Origin of the sequence: Bradyrhizobium manausense (assembly GCF_001440035.1) — a bacterium.
Lineage (GTDB): Bacteria > Pseudomonadota > Alphaproteobacteria > Rhizobiales > Xanthobacteraceae > Bradyrhizobium > Bradyrhizobium manausense.
Genome location: NZ_LJYG01000103.1, coordinates 1 through 20630, shown reverse-complemented (window position 1 = coordinate 20630; position 20630 = coordinate 1). Strand labels below are relative to the sequence as shown.

General features: G+C 63.8%; 18 protein-coding genes and 2 pseudogenes. 8 read left to right on the top strand and 12 right to left on the bottom strand.

Annotated features, from left to right (window positions below; all coding sequences use genetic code 11):
• Nucleotides 1-16: 16 nt before the first annotated feature.
• The 4 genes and pseudogenes from rpoD to AOQ71_RS48595 all read right to left on the bottom strand — a co-directional run.
• Nucleotides 17-2155: an RNA polymerase sigma factor RpoD gene (rpoD, locus tag AOQ71_RS27085; protein WP_057753130.1), complete on the bottom strand. Its 2139-nt coding sequence runs from the start codon at nucleotides 2153-2155 to the stop codon at nucleotides 17-19.
• A gap of 369 nt (nucleotides 2156-2524) precedes the next feature.
• Nucleotides 2525-3130, bottom strand: a pseudogene (locus AOQ71_RS48605) (DNA primase); the annotation flags it as partial.
• Nucleotide 3131: 1 nt separating this feature from the next.
• Nucleotides 3132-4270: pseudogene (gene dnaG, locus AOQ71_RS48600) on the bottom strand (DNA primase); the annotation flags it as partial.
• Nucleotide 4271: 1 nt separating this feature from the next.
• Nucleotides 4272-4532: CHC2 zinc finger domain-containing protein (locus AOQ71_RS48595; RefSeq protein ID WP_245317174.1), on the bottom strand; the 261-nt coding region annotated here is incomplete at its 3' end.
• A gap of 294 nt (nucleotides 4533-4826) precedes the next feature.
• On the opposite strand from AOQ71_RS48595, the gene AOQ71_RS27075 reads away from it, so the two are divergent.
• A complete protein-coding gene (locus AOQ71_RS27075) occupies nucleotides 4827-5390 on the top strand; it encodes a chlorite dismutase family protein (protein ID WP_057753129.1) in 564 nt (187 codons plus the stop codon).
• Between the two features lie 78 nt (nucleotides 5391-5468).
• On the opposite strand, the gene AOQ71_RS27070 is transcribed toward AOQ71_RS27075, so the two are convergent.
• Together AOQ71_RS27070 and AOQ71_RS27065 are read right to left on the bottom strand one after the other, a co-directional pair.
• A complete protein-coding gene (locus AOQ71_RS27070; protein WP_057753128.1) occupies nucleotides 5469-5867 on the bottom strand; it encodes a gamma-glutamylcyclotransferase family protein in 399 nt (132 codons plus the stop codon).
• A gap of 132 nt (nucleotides 5868-5999) precedes the next feature.
• Nucleotides 6000-6896: a transglutaminase family protein gene (locus tag AOQ71_RS27065; RefSeq protein WP_057753127.1), complete on the bottom strand. Its 897-nt coding sequence runs from the start codon at nucleotides 6894-6896 to the stop codon at nucleotides 6000-6002.
• Between the two features lie 89 nt (nucleotides 6897-6985).
• Between AOQ71_RS27065 and AOQ71_RS27060 the strand changes: the two genes are divergently transcribed.
• Nucleotides 6986-7792, top strand: a complete 807-nt coding sequence (locus AOQ71_RS27060) for an N-formylglutamate amidohydrolase (RefSeq protein ID WP_057753126.1) — start codon at nucleotides 6986-6988, stop codon at nucleotides 7790-7792.
• A gap of 5 nt (nucleotides 7793-7797) precedes the next feature.
• On the opposite strand, the gene AOQ71_RS27055 is transcribed toward AOQ71_RS27060, so the two are convergent.
• The gene (locus AOQ71_RS27055) at nucleotides 7798-8415 is read right to left on the bottom strand and encodes a LysE family translocator (RefSeq protein WP_057753136.1); all 618 of its coding nucleotides are present in this window, start codon (nucleotides 8413-8415) and stop codon (nucleotides 7798-7800) included.
• 98 nt (nucleotides 8416-8513) lie between these two features.
• Nucleotides 8514-9959 carry an LVIVD repeat-containing protein gene (locus AOQ71_RS27050; protein WP_057753125.1) on the bottom strand — a complete coding sequence of 482 codons (1446 nt, stop codon included), beginning with the start codon at nucleotides 9957-9959 and terminating at the stop codon, nucleotides 8514-8516.
• 117 nt (nucleotides 9960-10076) lie between these two features.
• Here AOQ71_RS27050 and AOQ71_RS27045 point away from each other — a divergent pair, with 117 nt between their 5' ends.
• Together AOQ71_RS27045 and AOQ71_RS27040 are read left to right on the top strand one after the other, a co-directional pair.
• Nucleotides 10077-10391 carry an ArsR/SmtB family transcription factor gene (locus tag AOQ71_RS27045; RefSeq protein WP_057753124.1) on the top strand — a complete coding sequence of 105 codons (315 nt, stop codon included), beginning with the start codon at nucleotides 10077-10079 and terminating at the stop codon, nucleotides 10389-10391.
• Between the two features lie 63 nt (nucleotides 10392-10454).
• Complete coding sequence (locus AOQ71_RS27040) at nucleotides 10455-10967, top strand: SRPBCC family protein (protein WP_057753123.1); 513 nt, start codon at nucleotides 10455-10457, stop codon at nucleotides 10965-10967.
• 98 nt (nucleotides 10968-11065) lie between these two features.
• On the opposite strand, the gene AOQ71_RS27035 is transcribed toward AOQ71_RS27040, so the two are convergent.
• The gene (locus AOQ71_RS27035) at nucleotides 11066-11839 is read right to left on the bottom strand and encodes a DUF2189 domain-containing protein (protein ID WP_057753122.1); all 774 of its coding nucleotides are present in this window, start codon (nucleotides 11837-11839) and stop codon (nucleotides 11066-11068) included.
• 241 nt (nucleotides 11840-12080) lie between these two features.
• Here AOQ71_RS27035 and AOQ71_RS27030 point away from each other — a divergent pair, with 241 nt between their 5' ends.
• Nucleotides 12081-14309 carry an ATP-binding protein gene (locus AOQ71_RS27030; RefSeq protein ID WP_057753121.1) on the top strand — a complete coding sequence of 743 codons (2229 nt, stop codon included), beginning with the start codon at nucleotides 12081-12083 and terminating at the stop codon, nucleotides 14307-14309.
• A gap of 8 nt (nucleotides 14310-14317) precedes the next feature.
• Here AOQ71_RS27030 and AOQ71_RS27025 read toward each other — a convergent pair whose 3' ends face one another.
• The 3 genes from AOQ71_RS27025 to AOQ71_RS27015 all read right to left on the bottom strand — a co-directional run bounded on the left by AOQ71_RS27025 (nucleotide 14318) and on the right by AOQ71_RS27015 (nucleotide 17826).
• A complete protein-coding gene (locus AOQ71_RS27025) occupies nucleotides 14318-15928 on the bottom strand; it encodes an acyl-CoA synthetase (RefSeq protein WP_057753120.1) in 1611 nt (536 codons plus the stop codon).
• A 150-nt stretch (nucleotides 15929-16078) separates the two neighbouring features.
• Nucleotides 16079-17215, bottom strand: coding sequence for an epoxide hydrolase family protein (locus AOQ71_RS27020; protein ID WP_057753119.1), 1137 nt, complete (start codon nucleotides 17213-17215; stop codon nucleotides 16079-16081).
• A 155-nt stretch (nucleotides 17216-17370) separates the two neighbouring features.
• The gene (locus AOQ71_RS27015; RefSeq protein WP_057753118.1) at nucleotides 17371-17826 is read right to left on the bottom strand and encodes a GatB/YqeY domain-containing protein; all 456 of its coding nucleotides are present in this window, start codon (nucleotides 17824-17826) and stop codon (nucleotides 17371-17373) included.
• Between the two features lie 239 nt (nucleotides 17827-18065).
• On the opposite strand from AOQ71_RS27015, the gene carA reads away from it, so the two are divergent.
• From carA to AOQ71_RS43940, 3 genes are all read left to right on the top strand, one after another.
• Nucleotides 18066-19256, top strand: coding sequence for a glutamine-hydrolyzing carbamoyl-phosphate synthase small subunit (gene carA, locus AOQ71_RS27010; protein WP_057753117.1), 1191 nt, complete (start codon nucleotides 18066-18068; stop codon nucleotides 19254-19256).
• A gap of 159 nt (nucleotides 19257-19415) precedes the next feature.
• A complete protein-coding gene (locus AOQ71_RS27005) occupies nucleotides 19416-19937 on the top strand; it encodes a cupin domain-containing protein (RefSeq protein ID WP_057753116.1) in 522 nt (173 codons plus the stop codon).
• 354 nt (nucleotides 19938-20291) lie between these two features.
• A partial coding sequence (locus tag AOQ71_RS43940; protein ID WP_157083506.1) for an IS110 family transposase occupies nucleotides 20292-20630 on the top strand: 339 nt, incomplete at its 3' end.

Here is a 20630-nt window from a genome sequence, read left to right as displayed (position 1 = left end):
CAGATTGAAGTTCGAATTAATTATCCAAGAAGCTCCGCAGCTTCCTCGACCGCGACGGATGCTTCAGCTTCCGCAGCGCCTTCGCCTCGATCTGGCGGATACGCTCTCTGGTGACCGAGAACTGCTGCCCCACTTCTTCCAGCGTGTGGTCGGTGTTCATTCCGATGCCGAAGCGCATGCGCAGCACGCGCTCTTCGCGCGGGGTGAGGGAGGCGAGCACGCGCGTGGTGGTCTCGCGCAGGTTCGACTGGATCGCGGCGTCGATGGGGAGGATCGCGTTCTTGTCCTCGATGAAATCGCCGAGATGTGAATCCTCTTCGTCACCGACGGGAGTTTCGAGCGACAAGGGCTCCTTGGCGATCTTGAGGACCTTGCGCACCTTCTCCAAGGGCATGCCGAGCTTTTCGGCGAGCTCTTCCGGGGTCGGCTCGCGGCCGATCTCGTTGAGCATTTGCCTCGACGTGCGCACGATCTTGTTGATGGTCTCGATCATGTGCACGGGGATGCGGATGGTGCGGGCCTGGTCGGCGATCGAGCGGGTGATCGCCTGCCGGATCCACCAGGTGGCGTAGGTCGAGAACTTGTAGCCGCGGCGGTATTCGAACTTATCGACCGCCTTCATCAGGCCGATATTGCCTTCCTGGATCAGGTCGAGGAATTGCAGGCCGCGGTTGGTGTACTTCTTGGCGATCGAGATCACCAGACGGAGGTTGGCTTCCACCATCTCCTTCTTGGCCTGGCGCGCTTCGCGCTCGCCCTTCTGCACGGAGTGCACGATCTTGCGGAACTCGACGATCTCGAGGCCCGTCAGCGCGGCGAGCTGATGCACCTCGTGACGGAGGTCCTTGATGCGATCCTTCTCGTGATGGACGAAGTTCTTCCAGCCCTTGGCCGAGAGTTTCGAAACGCGGTTGAGCCAGCGCGGATCGAGCTCCGAGCCAGTGTAGTTGCGCAGGAAGTCCTCGCGCGCGACGCCATGGCTGTCGGCAAGGCGCATCAGGCGGCCCTCATGCGAGACGAGGCGCTTGTTGATGTCGTAGAGCTGCTCGACGAGCGAGTCGATACGGGCCTGGTTGAGGCGCAGCGACTTCACCTCGACGATGATCTCGTCCTTCAGCTTCTTGTACTTGCGCTCCTGGTGCGGCGAGAGCGACTCGTTCTGGAGCTGGTTCTGGATGTCCTGCTCCTGAAGCTTGCGCAGCTTCTTGTAGCTGTCGGCGATCTTGTCGAAGATCTCGACGACCTTCGGCTTGAGCTCGGCCTCGATGGCCGCAAGCGACATCTGGTTCTCGAACTCGTCGTCGTCCATGTCGGACTCGGCCGCAGCCTCGGCCGGATCCTTCTCCTCGCCGGCCTCTGCGCCAGCGGCGGGAGCGGCGCGGAACGGGGTCGGTGCCGGGGGCGCCGCGGGCGGCGCGACATGCGCGGGTGCGCCAGCGACGCTAGCTGCCGCCTCGCCTTCGGCCGGCGCCTCGCCGTTCTCCCCAGTGGGACCTGCGATCATCGCGGTGTTCATGCCGCCCTTGGCCTCGGGACCGGCATAGGTCGCTTCGAGATCGATGATGTCGCGAAGGAAGATCTTGCCTTCGTTGAGTTCGTCGCGCCAGATGATGATGGCCTGGAAGGTCAGCGGGCTTTCGCAGAGACCCGCGATCATCGCCTCGCGGCCGGCCTCGATGCGCTTGGCAATGGCGATTTCGCCTTCGCGGGAGAGCAGCTCGACCGTGCCCATCTCGCGCAGATACATGCGCACGGGATCGTCGGTGCGCTCGCCCGGCTCGCTCTTCTTGACCTCGGTGACGGCCTTCTGGGTGACCTCGACGAGCTCATTATCGGTCTCGTCGTCGGCCTCGTCCTTCTCTTCCTCGCCTTCGCTATCCTCGGCTTCGGTGACGTTGATGCCCATGTCGGAGAGCATGGACATGATGTCCTCGATCTGCTCCGGCGAGGTCTGGTCGGACGGCAACACTTCATTGAGCTGATCGAAGGTCACGAAGCCGCGCTTCTTGGCCTGCTTGATCATCTTCTTCACTGCCGCGTCGGACAGATCGAGCAAGGGCGACGGCGCGTCCTGGGAATCCTTCTCGGGAGCGTCCGCTGCCTTGTCGTCTTTTTCCTTGTCCTTCGCCTGCAGCGTCTTTGCCTTGGTGGCCATCCATTGCTCCTAAACGCGTTTCATGCAGACGTGCGCTGCGCCTGCGTGAAATCACTTGAACCTGTTGCTCGACGCTCTCGCTTCGTCAGATCTCGACACGGAAAGGGCGGCGCGCACACATCTCGCCACCCCGACCTTTCTCTCGCCGGATTTGCCTAACGCTTCGTGAGCCTTTGTCGCGGCGGATGCAGGTGAAGTGCCAACAGCTGTTGCGCGGATACATTCCTGACGCGTCTGTTCTGCCTGCGGCCGCGAGGCCAAAGTGCTACAAGACCGTTAAGCCTCGATTAACCCTGTTTTTGCCGCCAAACCTTGGATTTGGCGAGTCTTTTAGCGATACCTAACCCGGCCGTCCGCATGAATCTTTCATCATACGCTCTTCTGGAACCTGCCCGACAGCTCGCCAAAACCCTCGATCAGGGCCTCGGTACCGTCGACCTCGCCTATCCGAGCCTTGACGTCACGCAGCCACGCCAAATTGGCCTCGCTGGGGTCCTCCCCCAAGGCCAGCTCGGCGTCTTTCAGCTCTCTAAGTAGTGAATGCCATTGCCGATGCAAGGCAACGAGCTGATGCCAGGTGGCAAGAACGTCGTCCCTGGCCGCGCCCTCGCGGGCGCCCCACACCGCCGCGGTTGTGATCGCGCCTTCAACCCGTTGAAGAACCTGAGAAAATCCGCTCTTTTCGAGGTCGCCGCGCATCTTCTCGGCCTGCTCCTCGGGGTCCGGGGAGTGGTAATGATCGTTGACGAAGGCGCTGATAATGGCGGCCCGGAGCTTGTGGGCCTCGGGATGGGCGATCTCCAGGGCCGCCACCTCCTCGAGATGGTCATGCAGCAGCCAGGGGTGGTTGATCAGGCACTGCAGAATCAGCGCCTCCCGCCGGGAGATGGCGCTGCGCTGGCCGCGCATGATCGGGCTCGCCGCCAACTGGGGGCTCGCCGCCTGGTAGGGGCCTGATGGCAGCGGGGCCGGCCCNCCGCGGCGGCCGCCTCCAAAGCCCTGCCCACCGAATCGATTCGCCTGACCGCCGCGGAGCTGGAAGGAGCGGCCGCCTGCTCCATGGCCATGGCGGAAACCGCCCCTGCCAGCAAAGCCGCCGCGGCCGCCGTCCGGCGAGAAGGTGCGCTGCAGCCGCTCGATGAACTCGTCGCGATAATAGCGCCTGACAACCTCGTCGCGGATGCCGTTGGACAATTCCCTGATGCGCGCTTCCAGCGCGGCACGGCGCTCGGGCGTGGCAAAGTTGCCGCCTTCGAGCTCGCGCGACCACAGCATGTCGGCGAGCGGACGCGCCGCCGCGATCACCTCTTCCATCGCGCCGCGGCCGCCTGAGCGGACGAGATCGTCGGGGTCCTGCCCCTCGGGGAGCAGCGCGAACCGAAGACTTTTTCCCGGCGCGAGAAACGGCAAGGCAAGGTCCGCAGCACGATAAGCCGCCTTCTGTCCGGCGCGGTCGCCGTCAAAGCAGAGGATCGGCTCGTCCGCCATCTTCCAGAGCAGCGCGAGCTGGCTTTCCGTGAGCGCGGTGCCGAGCGGCGCGACCGCGCCTGCAAAACCCGCGGTGACCATGGCGATGACGTCGACATAGCCTTCGACCACGATCAGCGGGCTGCCATCATGGGTGGCTTTGCGCGCGGTCTGGTGATTGTAGAGATTGTCGCCCTTGTGGAAGAGCGGCGTCTCCGGCGAGTTCAGGTACTTGGCCGGAACGTCCTTCTCCAGCGCGCGTCCGCCGAAGGCAATGACGCGGCCGCGCAGATCCGCAATCGGAAACATCACGCGATCGCGGAAGCGGTCATAGGGCACGGGAATGTCGTCGCCGGCAACGAGCAGGCCGGTCTCGACCATGTCCTCGACGGACACGCCGAGCTTGCCGAGATGCTCCTTCAGCGCGAAGCGATCGGGCGAGGCATAGCCGAGGCGGAATTGCAATTGCGTCGCCGGCGAGATGGCGCGGTCGGCGAGATAACCGCGCGCTTTGGCACCGACGCGCGAGGCCAGCGTCTCCGAGAAGAACTTGGCCGCAAGCTCCATCACGTCATGCAGCGTGCGGCGCCGCTCCTCGTGCCGCGCCGCATCCGGCGTCACCGCCGGCAGCGGCAGCCCGGCCATGCCNGAGCCGCTCGACCGCCTCGCCGAACGGCACACCGTCGGTCTCCATCACGAAGCTGATGATGTCGCCGTGCTTGCCGGAGGAGAAGTCGTGGTAAAAACCCTTCTGGTCGTTGACATAGAAGGACGGCGTCTTCTCCTGCTGGAATGGCGACAGCCCCTTCCACTCCCGCCCCGCCTTCTTCAGCTTGACGCGCTTGCCCACGACCTCGGAGACCGAAAGCCGGGCACGAAGCTCGTCAAGGAATTGGGGCGTGAAGCGCATGGCCATGGTGTAGCGCGAACCGGGGTGAGTCGGGCGAAGGATCTGGGATATAGCTGCGGGGCAGCCAGAAGTCAGGTTTACGCGGGTTATCCTGACTATTCGACCTATGCACAGGGGCCGTCATTCCGGGGCGCCCCGAAAGGGGCGAGCTATGGTGCGCAATTGCGCACCTGAGAATCCATCGCGCCGCCGGAATGCTGGGAGAAATCGATTCCGGGTTCGCCCTTCGGGCGCCCCGGAATGACGGTGGACGCCCCCCTTGAACCCCGCCCGGTTCCACGCTTCGATAGCGCCATGTTCAGGACCTTTCGAGGTGGCCAGAGCGGGGGCTGGCGCGTGACTTCGATGTCGCCCGTGACGGGCGAGCCCCTGCCCTTCATGCCGGCGCTGTCGGTGACCGACGGCGAGGCCGTCGCGCTGCCGCTGGTGCCCTCGCGCAATGCCTGGCGCCTGGTCGGCGTGCCGAGCAACCTGCGCTATACCGAGCGGGCCGAGAAGCAGCAGCTCGAGAGCGTGCAGGCCGGCCTCGGCCGGCTGGAGGCGACGAGCGCGGCGCTGATCCCGATCCGCAAATCGGCCGCTTGGTGGGAGCTGACGCAGGAAGAGCGGCGCAAGATCTTCGAAGACAGGTCGCACCATATCGCCAGCAGCATGCGCTTCCTGCCCGCCATCGCGCGCCAGCTCTATCACTGCCGCGACCTCGGCGAGCCCTTCGATTTCCTGACCTGGTTCGAATTTTCCCCCGCGCATGCCTCGCTGTTCGAGGAGCTGGTGGGGATGCTGAGGCGGACCGAAGAATGGAGCTATGTCGAGCGCGAGCTCGATGTGCGCGTGGTGAAGGAAGTGCTGTCGGCTTAACGCGCGATGAATCGCGCTTTAAGTTTTTGTTTGAGCATGATCTTGTTGAAAACCGCTGCGCACTTTTCCGGATCAGGCTCAGTGGTCAAGAAAGCGGCCGGACGCTATGTGCGGCAGGCCCGTCACCGGCCAGTTGTAGACGTAGGTCCAGGCCTTCTCCGCAACGCCATCCGCGCCTGATACCTCGATCAGCATGCGCAGATATTCGGTCGGCTCCGGAAAGCCCTCGCCGCAGGCCTCGTACATGTCGAGCTCGCGCAACAGCTCGTCGCCGGCGCGCAAGGCGAACAGCTCGCCATGCACGACATCCGATGACACCTCGGACAGCAGCAATCCCGGATAATGCTTCACCAGCACCAGCCGGCCGCGGCAGGTGGCCTCACCCAGGAAATCCGCATGCTGCGAGAGCAGCCGCGCCATCGGATGGTCGAAGCCGCGCATCAGCGTGCCGTAGACGAAGAGACGGTTGGAGGTCATGGGGGGTCTATAAACTCTCCACGCCGTCATTGCGAGGAGCCCGCGACAAAATTGCGAAGCAATCCAGAGTCCCTCCGCGGAAACGGCCTGGATTGCTGCGCTTCGCTGGCAATGACGAAGGAAGCAGCTCGTCTACACAACCGCCGCTTCCAGCGCCTCGGCCGCGACCACCTTGACGCTGACATCCATGACGTCGAACGCATCCTGGGTGCCGATATAGATGCCGTGCAGCGGGATGGCCTGGCGCGGGTCGCGGGCGACGGCGACCCGGATGAGGTCGCGGGTGCCGAGGATGCCGTTGGTCGGATCGAACTCGATCCAGCCCGCGCTTGGCAGATACACCTGCACCCAGGCATGGGTCGAGCCGCCGCCGACATGGTGCTGCGCGATATCCTCGGGCACGAAGACGTAGCCGGAGACGAAGCGCGCGGCGATGCCGAGCCGGCGCAGCGCCTCGATCATGAACAGCGCGTAGTCGCGGCAGGTGCCGGTGCCCCGCAGCAAAGTCTCGCACGGGCTCTGCGTGCCCGGCGCGTGACGCCTTTGGTATCTGAACTGCTTGCGGATGGCGTGGGTGATGCGGCTGAGGATGTCGAAGGTTGGCGACGCCGCAGTCTCGTCGAGAAAGCCGCGCGCCCATGCCGAGATCCTGCCCTCGGGATCGGGATATTGCGCCGTGATGTACTGGACGAGATCGGACAATTCCGCATCGTCATAGGCGAAGGGATAGAAATAAGCGGGATCGTCGGGCGTCAGCGCGAACTCGTCCACCGGATTGTGCTCGACGGTGACGTGCCAGTCGAACACCAGCCTGTCCGCGCGCGCGTCGAAATCGGCGATCGCGACCGAATTGCCGAACACATCGTGAATCCAGCGCAGCGACATCGGTTTCGGCGAGATATCGAGCCTGGAATCGAGCACGCGCAGATCATGGCCATCGCTCGGACGCAGCATGAATCTGTGTTCGCCGAAGGCCACGGGACGATAGTAGCGATATTCGGTCTTGTGATGAATCGTCAGCAGCGGCATCGTCGGAAGATCATGGTGATGTTGGGCAGGCCCATTGTTAATGTTTGCCCAATGTCCGGGGCGACTGCTTTTTCCACAGGCAATCAGGAATGGCTTTCAACACAGCCGAGGCGACGGATCAACTGCTGGGCGACGGCGATATTCCGCCAGTGCATGAGGTAAATGCAGAGGGCACATCACCCTTTTTGCTCACATCGGACCATTACGGCCGCATTCTGCCGCGCGCTCTCGGCGATCTCGGTGTATCGGAAGACGAGCTAACGAGGCACATCGCCTGGGACATCGGCATCGCCGGCGTCGCCGAGCGGCTGGCAAACTTGCTTAATGCGCATCTGATCGCACAGCGCTATTCGCGGCTGGTGATCGACTGCAACCGTCCTCCTGGCGTGGCGAGCTCGATCCCCGTGATTTCAGAAGCGACCGCGATCCCGCGCAACGAAGGCATCTCGGATGGCGAGCGCGCGGCACGGCGACGCGAGATCTTTCAGCCCTATCATGATCGCATCGATGCGGTGATCGACCGCCGGAGTCGCGCGAAGCGGCCAACGGTGCTGGTGTCGCTGCACAGCTTCACGCCCGTCTATGCCGGCGTCGCCCGGCCCTGGCACATCGGCGCGCTGTACAATCACGACAAGGTGCTGCCGCAGCTGCTGCTGAAACACTTACGCAGCGAGGGCGATCTCGTCGTCGGCGACAACGAGCCCTATGCGGTGAGCGATCTCAGCGACTACACCATTCCCGTTCATGGCGAGGCGCGCGGTCTCGTCAACACCGGCATCGAAATCCGCCAGGATCTGATCGCGGATCAATCCGGCCAGCAACAATGGGCGGAGCGGCTGGCAAGGATCTTTGCGGAGATCGAGGCGGAGCTGAGACCGGCGCTGCTGGTCGGCTAGCATCCTCATTTGGCCCGTATCAGCGCCAGCCAGATGCCGCCGCCGATCATGAAGCCGCCGGAGACGCGCGACACCAGACGGGTGCGGCGCGTCGAGAAGAAGCCGCGGACCTGGCCGGCAAGCAACGCGTAGATACCGTCGGTCAAGCCGGCCAGCACCATGAAGGTGATGCCGAGCACCAGGACCTGCGACAAATGATCCTTGCTCATGTCCATGAATTGCGGAATGAACGCACCGAAGAACACCAGCAGCTTCGGGTTCGACAAGGCGACGACGAAGCCCTGCAGGAGGAAGCCGCCGCGCGGCGGAGGCGGCGGCGCGTCGGCGCTGACGCCCTCGACCGGCGAGCGGATCAGCTTGATGCCGAGCCAGACCAGATAGGCCGCGCCCGCAAAGCGCACCCAGTTGAACCAATAGCCCATCGTCGCCATCAAGGTGGTGAGGCCGACCGCAAGGATGCCGATCACGATCAAGAGCCCCATCTGCACGCCCAGAATGTTGGTCAGCGCCGAGCGTGTGCCGTACCGCAGGCCGTTGGCGATGACGAGGGTCACGATCGGCCCCGGCAGCAGTGCCAGCGCAATGCAGGCGGCGACAAAGGCGAGATAGGCTTGCATGGACATCATGGGGGGACTCTGCGCGCTGGCGTTTCGCTTGTATTAATGCATGAGAGGAGCCGGAACGGCAATTGCAAGCGCGGTCGCTGCCGCGGGCCGTATCGTCAATTCTTCGGCAGGCCGGCAACGGCGCGCGCGGGGCCGGTCAGTTCGAGGATATGCAGGCCGGTGTTGGCGCGATCGACGATGTAGATATAGCCGCGGTCGTCGGTTTCGACATTGTTGGTCTGGATCGCGACCTTGCAGCGCTCGCCGCCCTCCACAGGAATGCAGCGCTTGTCGGTCGCGCCCGTGATCGCCGGGATGAAATAGCCGACTTCCCTTGGATGATAGGGATCGCGGACGTCGAGCGCGCGAACGCCGGCATTGAAGAAGGCGATGAAGGCCATCTTCTTGTAATAGACCGGCGCCATGCTCTCGTTCGAGGAATGCGAGCCGAAGCGGCCGCCGCGCTGGCAGAACTTTCCGCTCGCCTCCGGCACGGTGTAGCTCGAGATCATCATCGGCCGCGTCTCGGTGGTGACGTCGGCGAACCACACCATCTGCCTCGCCTCGCCGCATTCGTTCAGAATCGCCTCATCCACGATCATGACGATGTCGCGGGTCTTGCCGTCCTTGTCCTCGGCAAATTCCGCCACGGGCATGTCGAGCATCGGGAACGTGGTGTGGGCGCCGTTGAAGGCGGACATCGGCAGCCGCGAGATCTCCGGAAAGCGCAGATTGTCCGGCGTCGGCTCCTTCGGCCCCGTCAGCAGCTTCTCGCGATCGACGATCTGCAGGATGCCGCCCTTGTTGGTGCCGTAACCGAAATAGACGCGGTTGCCGTCGGGCCCGGTCGAGATCGGTCCGTGCAATTCGGTCGGCACCGCGCCGGTCGAGCCGGGCTCCTGGCCGGGCAGGCCGAAATCGCGGATCTTCTGCGGATGAGCGGGATCGGAGAGATCGTAGACCTGCGTCATGCGCCGCGTGCGCCAGTCCGGCGCGCCCGAGACGAGATAGGCAATGCCGGTGTCGCATTCCCACCAGCTCTTGTGCGTGTCCTTCAAGCCGCCAAGGCGCGTGATCATCACGGGATTGGCGGGGTCAGCGACGTTCCAGATCTCGTGCGCCTGGCCGCCGAAGGTGCGCAGCATGTAGACCACGTTGGGATCGCCCTTCGGCAAGGTCTTGCCGTCGCACACGCGCACCATCTGCGCGCCGCCGGATTCATATTTGCCCGCCTGTCCCGGCAGGTGCCTGAGATATTTGGGATGCGCGGGATCGGTGACGTCGACGATCGAGGTCCCGTTCGGCTCGGCATTGCCGGTCATCGGATTGACCGGAACCGGCACGTCGTCGGTGCCGCCGTGGTGGCCGATATAGGCGATCCAGCGGTCGCCCTGATGATGGATGGTCGGCTGATAGGCGCTACGGGCCTGAAGATCGTTGCTGCCGACCAGCTTCATGTTCGATGCCTCCGGCGGCGCACCGATCGTCTGCTTCTGGGCGTGAACAGAAGCGCTGCCGGCGAAAAGAACGAGGGCGGCAGCAGTCAGGACGCAACGGAACATCAAAGTCCTCCCAGGAACCAATCTGCGTTGGCTGAGCTTCAACGCTAGCACGGCCGCTCGCACGCGCCAAAGACACCATCTTGACATGCAACCACTTGGTTGCCTATTATCGCCGCCATGGATGAGGTCTTCAAGGCGCTCGCCGATGCGTCGCGACGGTCGCTGCTGGACCGGCTCCACGCCAGGAACGGCCAATCGCTGAATGAGCTTTGCGAGGACTTGGCGATGACGCGCCAGGCGGTGACGAAGCACCTGGTCATCCTGGAAGAGGCCAATCTGGTTACGACCATCAAGCATGGCCGCGAGAAGCTGCACTATCTCAACCCGACGCCGATCCACCAGATCGGCGAGCGCTGGATCAGGAAATTCGAGCGCGGCAAGCTCGCCGCACTCAGCGAGTTGAAACGCCAGCTGGAGAAGCGTGATGAGTAAGCCGCAATTCGTCTATGTCACCTCTATCCCGCGCGCAGCCCTCAACAAGGGATTTGATGCGAAATGAACCTCGACCAGTTCAAGCCACTGACGGTCTACAGCATCTACATCGCCTCCACGCCGGAGAAGGTGTGGGAGGCGCTGACCTCGGCCGAGTTCAGCAGGCAATATTTCTTCGGCAATACCGTGGAGGTCGAGCCGCGGCTCGGCGGCGCCTTCATCGTGCGGACGCCCGACGGCGCCCTGCATATCAGCGGCGAGGTGCTCGCCTACGATCCGCCGCGCAAGCTTGCGGTGACGTTCAACGTCAACTGGCCCGAGCTGATCGAGAAGCTGGGGCCGACCCTCGTCACTTACGACATCGAGCAGGTCGGCGACGCTGTCCGGCTGACCATGAGCGAAGGCCACGATCGTCCGCTCAGCGACGACATCCTGTCCGGCGGACGCTCCGGCTGGCCCGCGATCCTGTCCAGCCTCAAGAGCTTGCTCGAGACCGGCAAGCCACTCGTCGTCAAGCTCGGCCCGCCACAGCGGATGCTGGATGCGCTGAAGGCGATGGGGATCAAGACGCCGTAGGGCACCGCGAGCTCGAAATGGTAGGGNTGCCCACGTCTTTCCTAATTGATGGGAAGACGTGGGCACGGCGCAAGTGCGCCTTTGCCCACCCTACGGCATTACGGAAGAGGCACCACCAGGCGCCGGTAAAGATGCCATGTCGCATGCCCGAGCACCGGCAGCGTCACCACCAGGCCGAGGAAATACGGCAGCGCCGACACGATCAGCAGCATCACGATGACAGCGGCCCAGCCGACCATCGGCAGCGGACTGGTCACCACCGCACGCACGCTCGTCACCATGGCGGTGACGAAATCGACCTCGCGATCGAGCAGCAGCGGAAACGACACCACGGTCAGTGAAAACAGAATCAACGACAACGCCGCGCCGACCGCATTGCCGATCGCGAGGAACAGCAAACCCTCATTGGTGGTCAGCACCACCGTCATGAATTCCTGCAAGCTCGAGAACGAGGCGTGCAGGCCCAGCAACAATGCGATCAACAGCCGCACCTGGTACATCCAGATCACGAACACGAACAGCGTGACGAAGGCCATCCAGCCGATTTCGCTGCGCGAGCGTATCGCCGACCAGATCGCACCGAAAGAGAGGGGCTGGCCGCGCTCGCGGCGGCGGCTCACCTCGTAGAGGCCGATGGCCACGAACGGCCCGATCAGCGCGAAACCGGCGGCCAAGGGATAGATGAGATAGACCATGCCGAAGGCGGTGAGGCAGAGCATGATGGTGATGCCGCCAGCGGCGTAGAGCGCGCCGAAGCAGAGCCCGTAAAGCGGCAGCGCCTGGAAATCGCGCAGGCCCTCCGCCAGCGCCTCGGCGATATCGGTCGCCACGACGGGACGCACCACCGGATCGACCTTGCCCGAGATGGACATCAGCTTCCTCCGCGCATCGGCGCGATCTTTTGTCGCGCGCAGGCCGCGATATTAGCGTCACTGCGTCCGGGCGCAACTTGACGCCGGATGGCGGGGCAATTGTAGCGTCGCCGCGATGCACGCGTGACAAAATCTTTAGCCATCCGGGCAATTTCGCGCCGATGCCTATGGACGGGGCCGACGATCGTGCCGCAAATTGTACCTCCAAACACATACACGCGAACAGCGGACCGGCCAATCGATGAGCCTGCGTACCCGGTTACTGATCCTCGTCATCGCGGCCATGCTGGTACCGGCGAGCCTCGTCGGCTTGCGCTTCGTGCAGAACCGCTCCAGCGAGATCAACGCTGCGCTGGCCAATCTCGTTGCCTCGGCCGATGACATCGCGAGTGATCTTGGCGAGAAGATCCAGGGCACGGCTCAGCTTCACTATGGCCTTGCTCGCGCCCGCGACCTCGACACAAGCGACAAGGCGGCATGCTCCGCCTTCCTGTCCGATGTGCGCGAAGAATATCCGCAGTTCACGGGAATCCTGACGATCAATCCGGACGGCAGCCTGTTCTGCGACTCGCTCCGGACCAACCGCAGGCTCGATCTAAATGACCGTGCCTATTTCAAGCAGGCCAAGGTCTCGCAAGGAGCCGTCGCGGTGGAGCCGGTGTTCGGCCGCCTGACCGGACTATCGGTCCTCCAGATTGCCTATCCGGTGCGCTCGGACGCCGGCGCGCTGAAATTCATCCTGCTTGCCTCGTTCAACTTGAACAAGTTCGCGGAGTTTCACGACAGGCGCTTGCTCGCCGAAAAGGAGATCCTGTTCCTCGACAGCAAGGGTACGGTGCTGGTGGCCCCCACCCGCGGCGGCTGGAGCGATCCGATCGGCGCGTCGATCGCTGGCTCTGATCTGTTCCGCTTTGCGGCAGCGCCCGACGGTGAACCTTCTCGCGAGCTCACCGATCGTGACGGCCGCGCGCAGGTCTGGGCCGTCGCCCGGGCGCCGTCGATCCGCAAGGCCGGCCTCTATATCCTGGTCGGGCGCTCCAAGGACGGGCTGGTCGCCGCCGCCAACCGCCGGCTCTACGAGGATTTGGCGATCCTCACTGTGGCCTCGCTGCTGCTGCTCGCCGGTGTCTGGATCCTGGCGACCGTCAGCGTCGGGCGCCAGGTCGGCCGGCTCGCGGCAATGGCCAAGCGGCTCGGGCTCGGCGATCTCAGCGCACGGATTCCGCCGCCGCATCCGGGCGGGGAGCTTGGCGGGTTGATGATGCTGCTCAACGGCACCGCCGAGTCGCTCGAGCAGCAGCGCGCCGCCATCTCAGATCTCAGCCACAAGCTCAGCCAGTCCCAGAAGATGGAGGCGATGGGCCAGCTCACCGGCGGCGTGGCGCACGACTTCAACAATCTCCTGACCGTCATCCTCGGCAACTCCGAGCATCTCGCCGACCGGCTGGCGGACAACAAGGAATTGCAGCGGATCGCCGACGATATCGCGACCGCGGCCGAGCGCGGCTCCGACCTGACGCGCAGCCTGCTTGCCTTCGCGCGCAAGCAACCGTTGCGGCCGCGCGAGATCGACATCGCCGAGCAGGTCGTCGGCATGGAGCAGTTGTTGCGGCGATCACTCGGCGAGCACATCGAATGCGGCTTTGCCTTTGGAGCAGATCTGTGGCGGGCCAGCGTCGATGCCGGCCAGCTCGCAACCGCCCTGCTCAACCTCGTGCTCAACGCGCGCGACGCGATGCCTGAGGGCGGCAAACTGACGGTCGAGGTGCGCAACATTTCGCTCGGTCCATCCGATCTCGACGTCAACGGCGAGCCGCGGCCGGGCGACTACGTCATGGTGGCTGTGACCGATACCGGCTGCGGCATGGCCGATGATGTCGTGAGCCGCGCGTTCGAGCCGTTCTTCACCACCAAGGAGGTCGGCAAGGGCACAGGCCTCGGCCTGAGCATGGTCTACGGATTTGCGCAACAGTCAGGCGGTCTGGTGCAGCTACAATCCGAACCGAAGCAAGGCAGCGTCGTCAGGCTATTCTTCCCGCGCATCGTTGCGGCCCAGGACGAAGCCTCGGCTCCGGCAGAACCGATCGCGGTCCCCGACGGACGCGAGACTATTCTCGTCGTCGAGGATGACGACATGGTGCGCGCCTATGTCGAGAATGAGCTGCGAACGCTCGGCTACCGCGTCATCACGACGTCGAACGGGCCCGCGGCGCTGGAAGTGCTGCAAAAGCCCGGCGACGTCCATCTGCTGTTCACCGACGTCGTGATGCCCGGCGGCATGTTCGGGCCGGAGCTTGCGCGGCAGGCGACGGCGCTGCGGCCCGGTCTCAAGGTGCTGTTCACCTCCGGCTACAGCCAGAATCCGGTCAAGATGCCCGACGGCGTCGACGCCCGCATTCTGACCAAGCCGTTCAAGCGGCAGGATCTTGCCGCGATGCTGCGGTCTACACTGTCGGCGCCGCCGCGCTAAAATACGCTCTAACCTCTCGCCCGCAATTCGCGCCGCAGCACCTTTCCTGTCGCGGTCATCGGCAAGGTCTCGGCGAACTCCACGTAGCGCGGATATTCGTGGGCGGCGAGCTGCACCTTGACGAACTGCTGGATTTCGCGCGCGAGCGCATCACCCGCCGCGAACCCCGGGCGCAGCACGATCCAGGCCTTGATCGATTCGGTGCGGATCGGATCGGGAATGCCGACCACGGCGGCCATCGCCACCGACGGATGCTTCATCAGCGTATGCTCGATCTCGGACGGTCCGACGCGATAGCCGGCCGTGGTGATGACGTCGTCCTCGCGGCTGACATACCAGAAATAGCCGTCCTCATCCTGCACGCCGAGATCGCCGGTCAACAGAAATTCGCCGGCATATTTCTTCGCTGTCGCGTCCGGGTTGCGCCAGTATTCGAGCATGGTGACGGGACATGGCTGGCGCACGCCGATGATGCCGCGCTGGCCGCGTGGCTGCTCCTCGCCCTTGTCGTTGACGATGCGGACGTCGAACCCTGGCGTCGCCTTGCCCATCGAGCCGGGCCGGATCGGAAACAGATTGGAGTTGCTGCCGATCACCAGATTGCACTCGGTCTGGCCGAACACTTCGTGCGCATCGATGCCGAAGGTGTCCCGCACCCAGCCGAGCAGCTCGCCGCCGAGGGATTCACCGCCGGTAAAGATGCTGCGCAGCTTGACGCTCGCGTGTTTCACACCCGCCTGTCGCATCAGCTTCAGCGCGGTCGGCGGCAGGAAGACGTTGCGGACGCCGAGATCGGCCATCATCTGCATCGCCGCCTGCGGCTCGAATTTTCGCGCGCGATGTCCAACCAGCGGAATGCCGTGATACCAGAACGAGAGCAGGCCGTTGATGAGACCACCGATCCAGGCCCAGTCCGCCGGCGTCCACATCAGATCGCCAGGGCGCGGCAGAAAGTTATGACACATTTCGACATTGGGAAGATGGCCGAGCACGACGCGATGCGCGTGCAGCGCGCCCTTGGGATTACCCGTGGTGCCCGAGGTATAGATGATCAGCGCGGGATCATCGGCGGATGTGTCGACGTCAGTAAAATCTTCAGACGCGGTTTCGATTGCCAACCAGAACGGTTTCGCGCCGGCGTGGACGGCACCGCTCGTGATGTAGATGTCCTGCAGATAGGGCAGCCGATCGCGGATCTTGGTGAGCTTCTCCCAGCCAGCCTCATCGGTGACGATCGCCTTCGCTTGTGAATCCGACAGGCGGAATTCCAGCGCGTCCTCGCCGAACAGCGCGAACAGGGGGATCGATATCAGCCCGGAGCGAAACGCCGCCATATGCGCGATCGGCAATTCCAGCGACTGCGACAGGAATACCGCGACGCGGTCGCCACGCGAAAGCCCATCCGCCTTCAGCACATTGGCGAAACGGCGCGACATCTCGGCGACTTCGTCGAACGAGGTGCGCGTGGTCGCACCGTTTTCGTCGACATAAACAAGCGCAAGCCGGCCGGTTCCGTCGGCATGGCGATCGCAGCACGCATCCGCGATGTTGAAGCGCGCCGGGATGTCCCAGCGGAAGTTGCGATAGAGCTCGTCGTAGGTTGCGGCTTCGGTGAGCATGATCGTTTCCCGGCGGCGGCGTCATGGCCGGGCTTGTCCCGGCCATGGCATCTCTATTTTACGTCATTCCGGGGCGGTCCGCAGGACCAAACCCGGAATCTCGAGATTCCGGGTTCGCGCTTTGCGCACCGCGGAATGACAGCGGAGAGCTCAGCGCACCGTCGCGAAGAATGTCCTGACATCGCGCACGTACAGCTCGGGCTGCTCGAAAGCGGCGAAATGCCCGCCCTGCTCCATCTCGCTCCAATGGGTGATGTTGGTGAAGTTCGGCTCCATCCAGCGCCGCACCGGCGTGATGATCTCCTTTGGGAACACGGCCACACCCGTTGGCACTTTCACGGCCGGCGTCGCGCGGCGTTTGCCAAAACTCTCCCAGTAGAGCCGTGCCGACGAGGTCGCCGTTTCCGTCGCCCAGTAGAGCATGACGTTGTCGAGCAGCTCGTCCTTGTCGAAAATGTTCTCGGGGTGGCCGTTGCAATCGGTCCAGGCCCAGAATTTTTCCAGGATCCACGCCGCCTGCCCGCTTGGCGAATCCGTCAGCCCATAGCCGAGCGTCTGCGGCCGGGTCGATTGCTGCTTGGAATAACCGGAGTCGAGATCGACGTAGTGCTTGAGGCCGGCGAGTGCGCGCTTTTCTTCCGGTGTCGGCTCGCCCTCGACCCGCGGCGCGGCGTTGAAGGCGAGCGTGATGTGGATGCCGGCACAATGCTCCGAGTCCTGCGCGCCCAGCGAGCTCGTCACGGCCGAGCCCCAGTCGCCGCCTTGCGCGCCGTGGCGCGCATAGCCCAGCCGGTCCATCAGCTTCGCCCAGGTCGCGGCGATGCGGTCGACGCCCCAGCCGGTGGTCGTTGGCTTGGCCGAGAAGCCGAAACCCGGCAGCGAGGGACAGATCACGTGAAAGGCGTCCGCGGGATTGCCACCGTGACCGGCAGGATCAGTGAGCGGCGCGATCACCTTCTGGAATTCGACGATCGAGCCGGGCCAGCCGTGGGTGATGATCAGCGGCAGCGCGCCCGCTTGCTTCGAACGAACATGCAGGAAGTGGATGTCGAGCCCGTCGATCTCGGTGGTGAACTGGTCGAAGCGGTTGAGTTTTGCCTCACGGGCACGCCAGTCGTAACCGTTGGCCCAGTAGCTGCACATCTCCTGGATCCATTTCAGCGGCGCGCCCTGGCTCCAGTCGTCGACCAGCTCCGCCTCCGGCCAGCGGGTGCGGGCGAGGCGTGATTTGAGATCGGCGAGGATGTCGTCGCTGATGGCGATGCGGAATGGTTTTATGGCGGACATCGGCGGCCTCCCCATTTTTCTTGCTGTCATTCCGGGGCGCGTCTCTTGGCGCGAGCTATGGTGCGCAATTGCGCACCTGAGAATCCATTTCGCAACAGAGCCGGAGGCACGATGGATTCCGGGCTCGGCGCTTCGCGTCGCCCCGGAGTGACGGCCTAGCCCGACAGCGCCGCCTTCACCAGACCAGACGCCTTGCCGAAATCCATCTGTCCCGCGAACTTGGCGCGCAATAGCGCGATCACCTTGCCCATGTCCTTCATGCCGGCAGCGCCGGTCTCGGCGATGGCATCGGAGATCGCCTTCTTCACGTCGTCCTCTGCCATCTGCTTCGGCAAGTAAGCCGAGATCACCGCGATCTCCTCGCGCTCCTGTGCGGCAAGCTCGGCGCGGCCGCCCTTGTCGTAGAGCTCGACCGCCTCCTGGCGCTGCTTGATCATCTTCTGCAGCACAGCGAGCAGGTCGGCGTCGGACAGCGGCGGCTTGCCCTGGCCGCGGGCGTCGATGTCGGCGTTCTTGATGGTCGAATTGACCATGCGCAGCGTGGAGAGCTTGCGCTCGTCCTTGGCCTTCATGGCCTCCTTGACCGCATTGTTGATGTCGTCGCGCAGCATGATCGTGTCCTCTTAATCTGTCCCCTGATCTAAGCCGTTCGGGGGAAAGAGGCCAGTGCGGACCTGTCACCGGGGGTTCATTGTTTCCCGCCTGACGGCCAAAACGGCGCAAAATTTCAGGACCCACCCCAAGACCTGTCCTAAGTCCCTGAAGAGGCCTGTCAAATATGCAAAAACGCATGTGAATCCGCCGTTTCCCGCTTTGACGGGCGGGCGTGGGGGGCTTATGAAGCGGGCTCATGACACAACATGACAACGATCCCGCCTGGCCGGACCATAAACCGACCGCGCTCCTCGTGCTTGCCGATGGCACGGTGCTCGAAGGCTTTGGTCTCGGCGCCGAAGGCCAAGCCGTCGGCGAAGTCTGCTTCAACACCGCGATGACCGGCTATGAGGAGATCCTCACCGATCCCTCCTATGCCGGCCAGCTCATCACCTTCACCTTCCCGCATATCGGCAATGTCGGTACCAACGAGGAAGACATCGAGACGGTGAACATGGCCGCGACGCCGGGCGCGCGCGGCGTGATCCTGCGCGCCGCGATCACCAATCCTTCGAACTACCGCGCCACCAGGCACCTCGACGCCTGGCTGAAGGCGCGCGGCATCATCGGCCTGTCCGGCATCGACACCCGCGCGCTGACCGCGCTGATCCGCAGCAAGGGCATGCCCAATGCCGTGATCGCGCACGCCAAGGACGGCGAGTTCGACCTGCATGGCCTGAAGGAAGAAGCGCGCGAATGGCCCGGCCTCGAGGGCATGGACCTCGTGCCGATGGTCACGTCAGGCCAGCGCTTCACCTGGGACGAGACACCCTGGCTGTGGAACAAGGGTTTTGGCCGTCAGGACCAGCCCGAGTTCAACGTGGTCGCGATCGACTACGGCATCAAGCGCAACATTCTGCGCCTGCTCGCCGGCGTCGGCTGCAAGGTGACGGTGGTGCCGGCGACGACCTCGTCCGAAGACATTCTGGCGATGAAGCCCGACGGCGTGTTCCTGTCGAACGGCCCGGGCGATCCGGCCGCCACAGGCAAATACGCGGTGCCTGTGATCCAGGACGTCATCAAGTCGGGCACGCCGACCTTCGGCATTTGCCTCGGCCACCAGATGCTGGGCCTTGCCGTCGGCGCGAAGACCAAGAAGATGCATCAGGGCCATCACGGCGCCAATCATCCGGTCAAGGACGAGACCACCGGCAAGGTCGAGATCACCTCGATGAATCACGGCTTTGCCGTGGACGAAAAGACGCTGCCCAAGGGCGCGACGCAGACCCACATTTCATTGTTTGATGGGTCCAACTGCGGCATCCAGCTCGACGGCAAGCCGGTGTTCTCGGTGCAGTACCACCCGGAAGCCTCGCCCGGTCCGCGCGACTCACACTATCTGTTCCAGCGCTTTGCCGATCTGATGCGGCAGAAGAAAAGCGCGTAAGGCTGCTCCTCGTCCTCGTCATTCCGGGGCGCGCGTAGCGCGAGCTATGATGCGCAATTGCGCATCATAGCTCGACGCTGCGCGTCGCCCCGGAATGACGGAGGAACACGCGTTCGCGCTCATCGTTAATTCCTGTGACCGTCGTGCAGGAGTTCTGTCATGTCCGTCGTTCGCGACTATGCCGAGCCGCTCGCCATCGTGTTCGAGGATGACGGGCTCGTGCCGAACAACATCCTTCCCTTCCTCATTTACCAGGGCGCGGTGACGCTCGATCCGAAGCAGCCCGAACAGACCATCGAAAACCTGTTCGAAACCAACGGATGGGGCGGCACGTGGCGCAACGGCATCTACGACTATCTGCATTACCACGCGACCGTGCATGAGGTGCTCGGCGTTGCGCGCGGCCATGCCCGCGTTCGCTTCGGCGGCGATCACGGCCAGGAGCTGGAGATCAAGGCCGGCGACGTCGCGATTTTGCCTGCTGGCACCGGGCATCAATGCATCACGGCGAGCGATGATTTCTGCGTGATCGGCGCTTATCCGCCGGGATCGAAGATGGAGATCACACGGGCAACGCCGGAGAACCACGCCAAGGCGTTGCAGACGATCCCGAAGGTGCCGCTGCCGCCGGCCGACCCGGTGACGGGGAAGCACGGCGCGTTGATGCGGTTGTGGCAATAGCGACAAGCGCGGTTCCGTAGGGTGGGTTAGCCCCGCAGATGCGCAAAGCGCATCTGCTCGGCGTAACCCACCTCTTCCATTTCCGCTGAGACAGACGTGGTGGATTGCGCCTTCGGCCAATCCACCCTGTACCCTTCTGACGTTCATGGCCGGCCTAGAGGTGTAGACTGGCCATTCGGGCCGATCCGTCGGGAGCAGCCTTGTCCACCCGTGCCTTGAGCACCCACGTAGGAACCGCGCCCCAGCGGAACGTCCGCGATCGAGATCCAGTAGGAGGTCATTGCGCCGAGAGCGCCAGTACAGGGATCGATCAGGATCGCGGTTGGCCCGCTTTGAGAGCGAGGAGATCCAACGATGGTCAAGGACGTGCAATGGTTCGTCGGGATCGATTGGGCAACGCGGAGTCATTGCGTTTGCCTGCTGGATGCGGAAGGACGGCCGGCCGGCCAGCGCGACTTTGCGCATGGTGGAGCCGGACTGACGGAGCTGTGTGATTGGCTGGTCGAAAAGACCAAGGCCGCACCGGGACAGATCGCGGTGGCAATCGAGACGCCGCATGGCCCAGTGGTGGAGATGCTGCTCGAGCATGGTTTTATGGTCTTTGCCATCAATCCCAAGCAACTCGACCGCTTCCGGGATCGCTTCACGGTGGCCGGTGCCAAGGATGATCGCCGCGACGCTCATGTGCTCGGA

Coding starts and splice junctions, on each gene's coding strand:
- AOQ71_RS27070 (WP_057753128.1), bottom strand. CDS start 5,867: ATGACCTCCAACCGTCTCTTCGTCTACGGCACGCTGATGCGCGGCTTC.
- carA (WP_057753117.1), top strand. CDS start 18,066: ATGACACAACATGACAACGATCCCGCCTGGCCGGACCATAAACCGACC.
- AOQ71_RS27060 (WP_057753126.1), top strand. CDS start 6,986: ATGGCTTTCAACACAGCCGAGGCGACGGATCAACTGCTGGGCGACGGC.
- AOQ71_RS27015 (WP_057753118.1), bottom strand. CDS start 17,826: ATGCTGCGCGACGACATCAACAATGCGGTCAAGGAGGCCATGAAGGCC.
- AOQ71_RS27025 (WP_057753120.1), bottom strand. CDS start 15,928: ATGCTCACCGAAGCCGCAACCTACGACGAGCTCTATCGCAACTTCCGC.
- AOQ71_RS27055 (WP_057753136.1), bottom strand. CDS start 8,415: ATGTCCATGCAAGCCTATCTCGCCTTTGTCGCCGCCTGCATTGCGCTG.
- AOQ71_RS27065 (WP_057753127.1), bottom strand. CDS start 6,896: ATGCCGCTGCTGACGATTCATCACAAGACCGAATATCGCTACTATCGT.
- AOQ71_RS27040 (WP_057753123.1), top strand. CDS start 10,455: ATGAACCTCGACCAGTTCAAGCCACTGACGGTCTACAGCATCTACATC.
- AOQ71_RS27050 (WP_057753125.1), bottom strand. CDS start 9,959: ATGTTCCGTTGCGTCCTGACTGCTGCCGCCCTCGTTCTTTTCGCCGGC.
- AOQ71_RS27045 (WP_057753124.1), top strand. CDS start 10,077: ATGGATGAGGTCTTCAAGGCGCTCGCCGATGCGTCGCGACGGTCGCTG.
- AOQ71_RS27030 (WP_057753121.1), top strand. CDS start 12,081: ATGAGCCTGCGTACCCGGTTACTGATCCTCGTCATCGCGGCCATGCTG.
- AOQ71_RS27075 (WP_057753129.1), top strand. CDS start 4,827: ATGTTCAGGACCTTTCGAGGTGGCCAGAGCGGGGGCTGGCGCGTGACT.
- AOQ71_RS27005 (WP_057753116.1), top strand. CDS start 19,416: ATGTCCGTCGTTCGCGACTATGCCGAGCCGCTCGCCATCGTGTTCGAG.
- AOQ71_RS27035 (WP_057753122.1), bottom strand. CDS start 11,839: ATGTCCATCTCGGGCAAGGTCGATCCGGTGGTGCGTCCCGTCGTGGCG.
- rpoD (WP_057753130.1), bottom strand. CDS start 2,155: ATGGCCACCAAGGCAAAGACGCTGCAGGCGAAGGACAAGGAAAAAGAC.
- AOQ71_RS27020 (WP_057753119.1), bottom strand. CDS start 17,215: ATGTCCGCCATAAAACCATTCCGCATCGCCATCAGCGACGACATCCTC.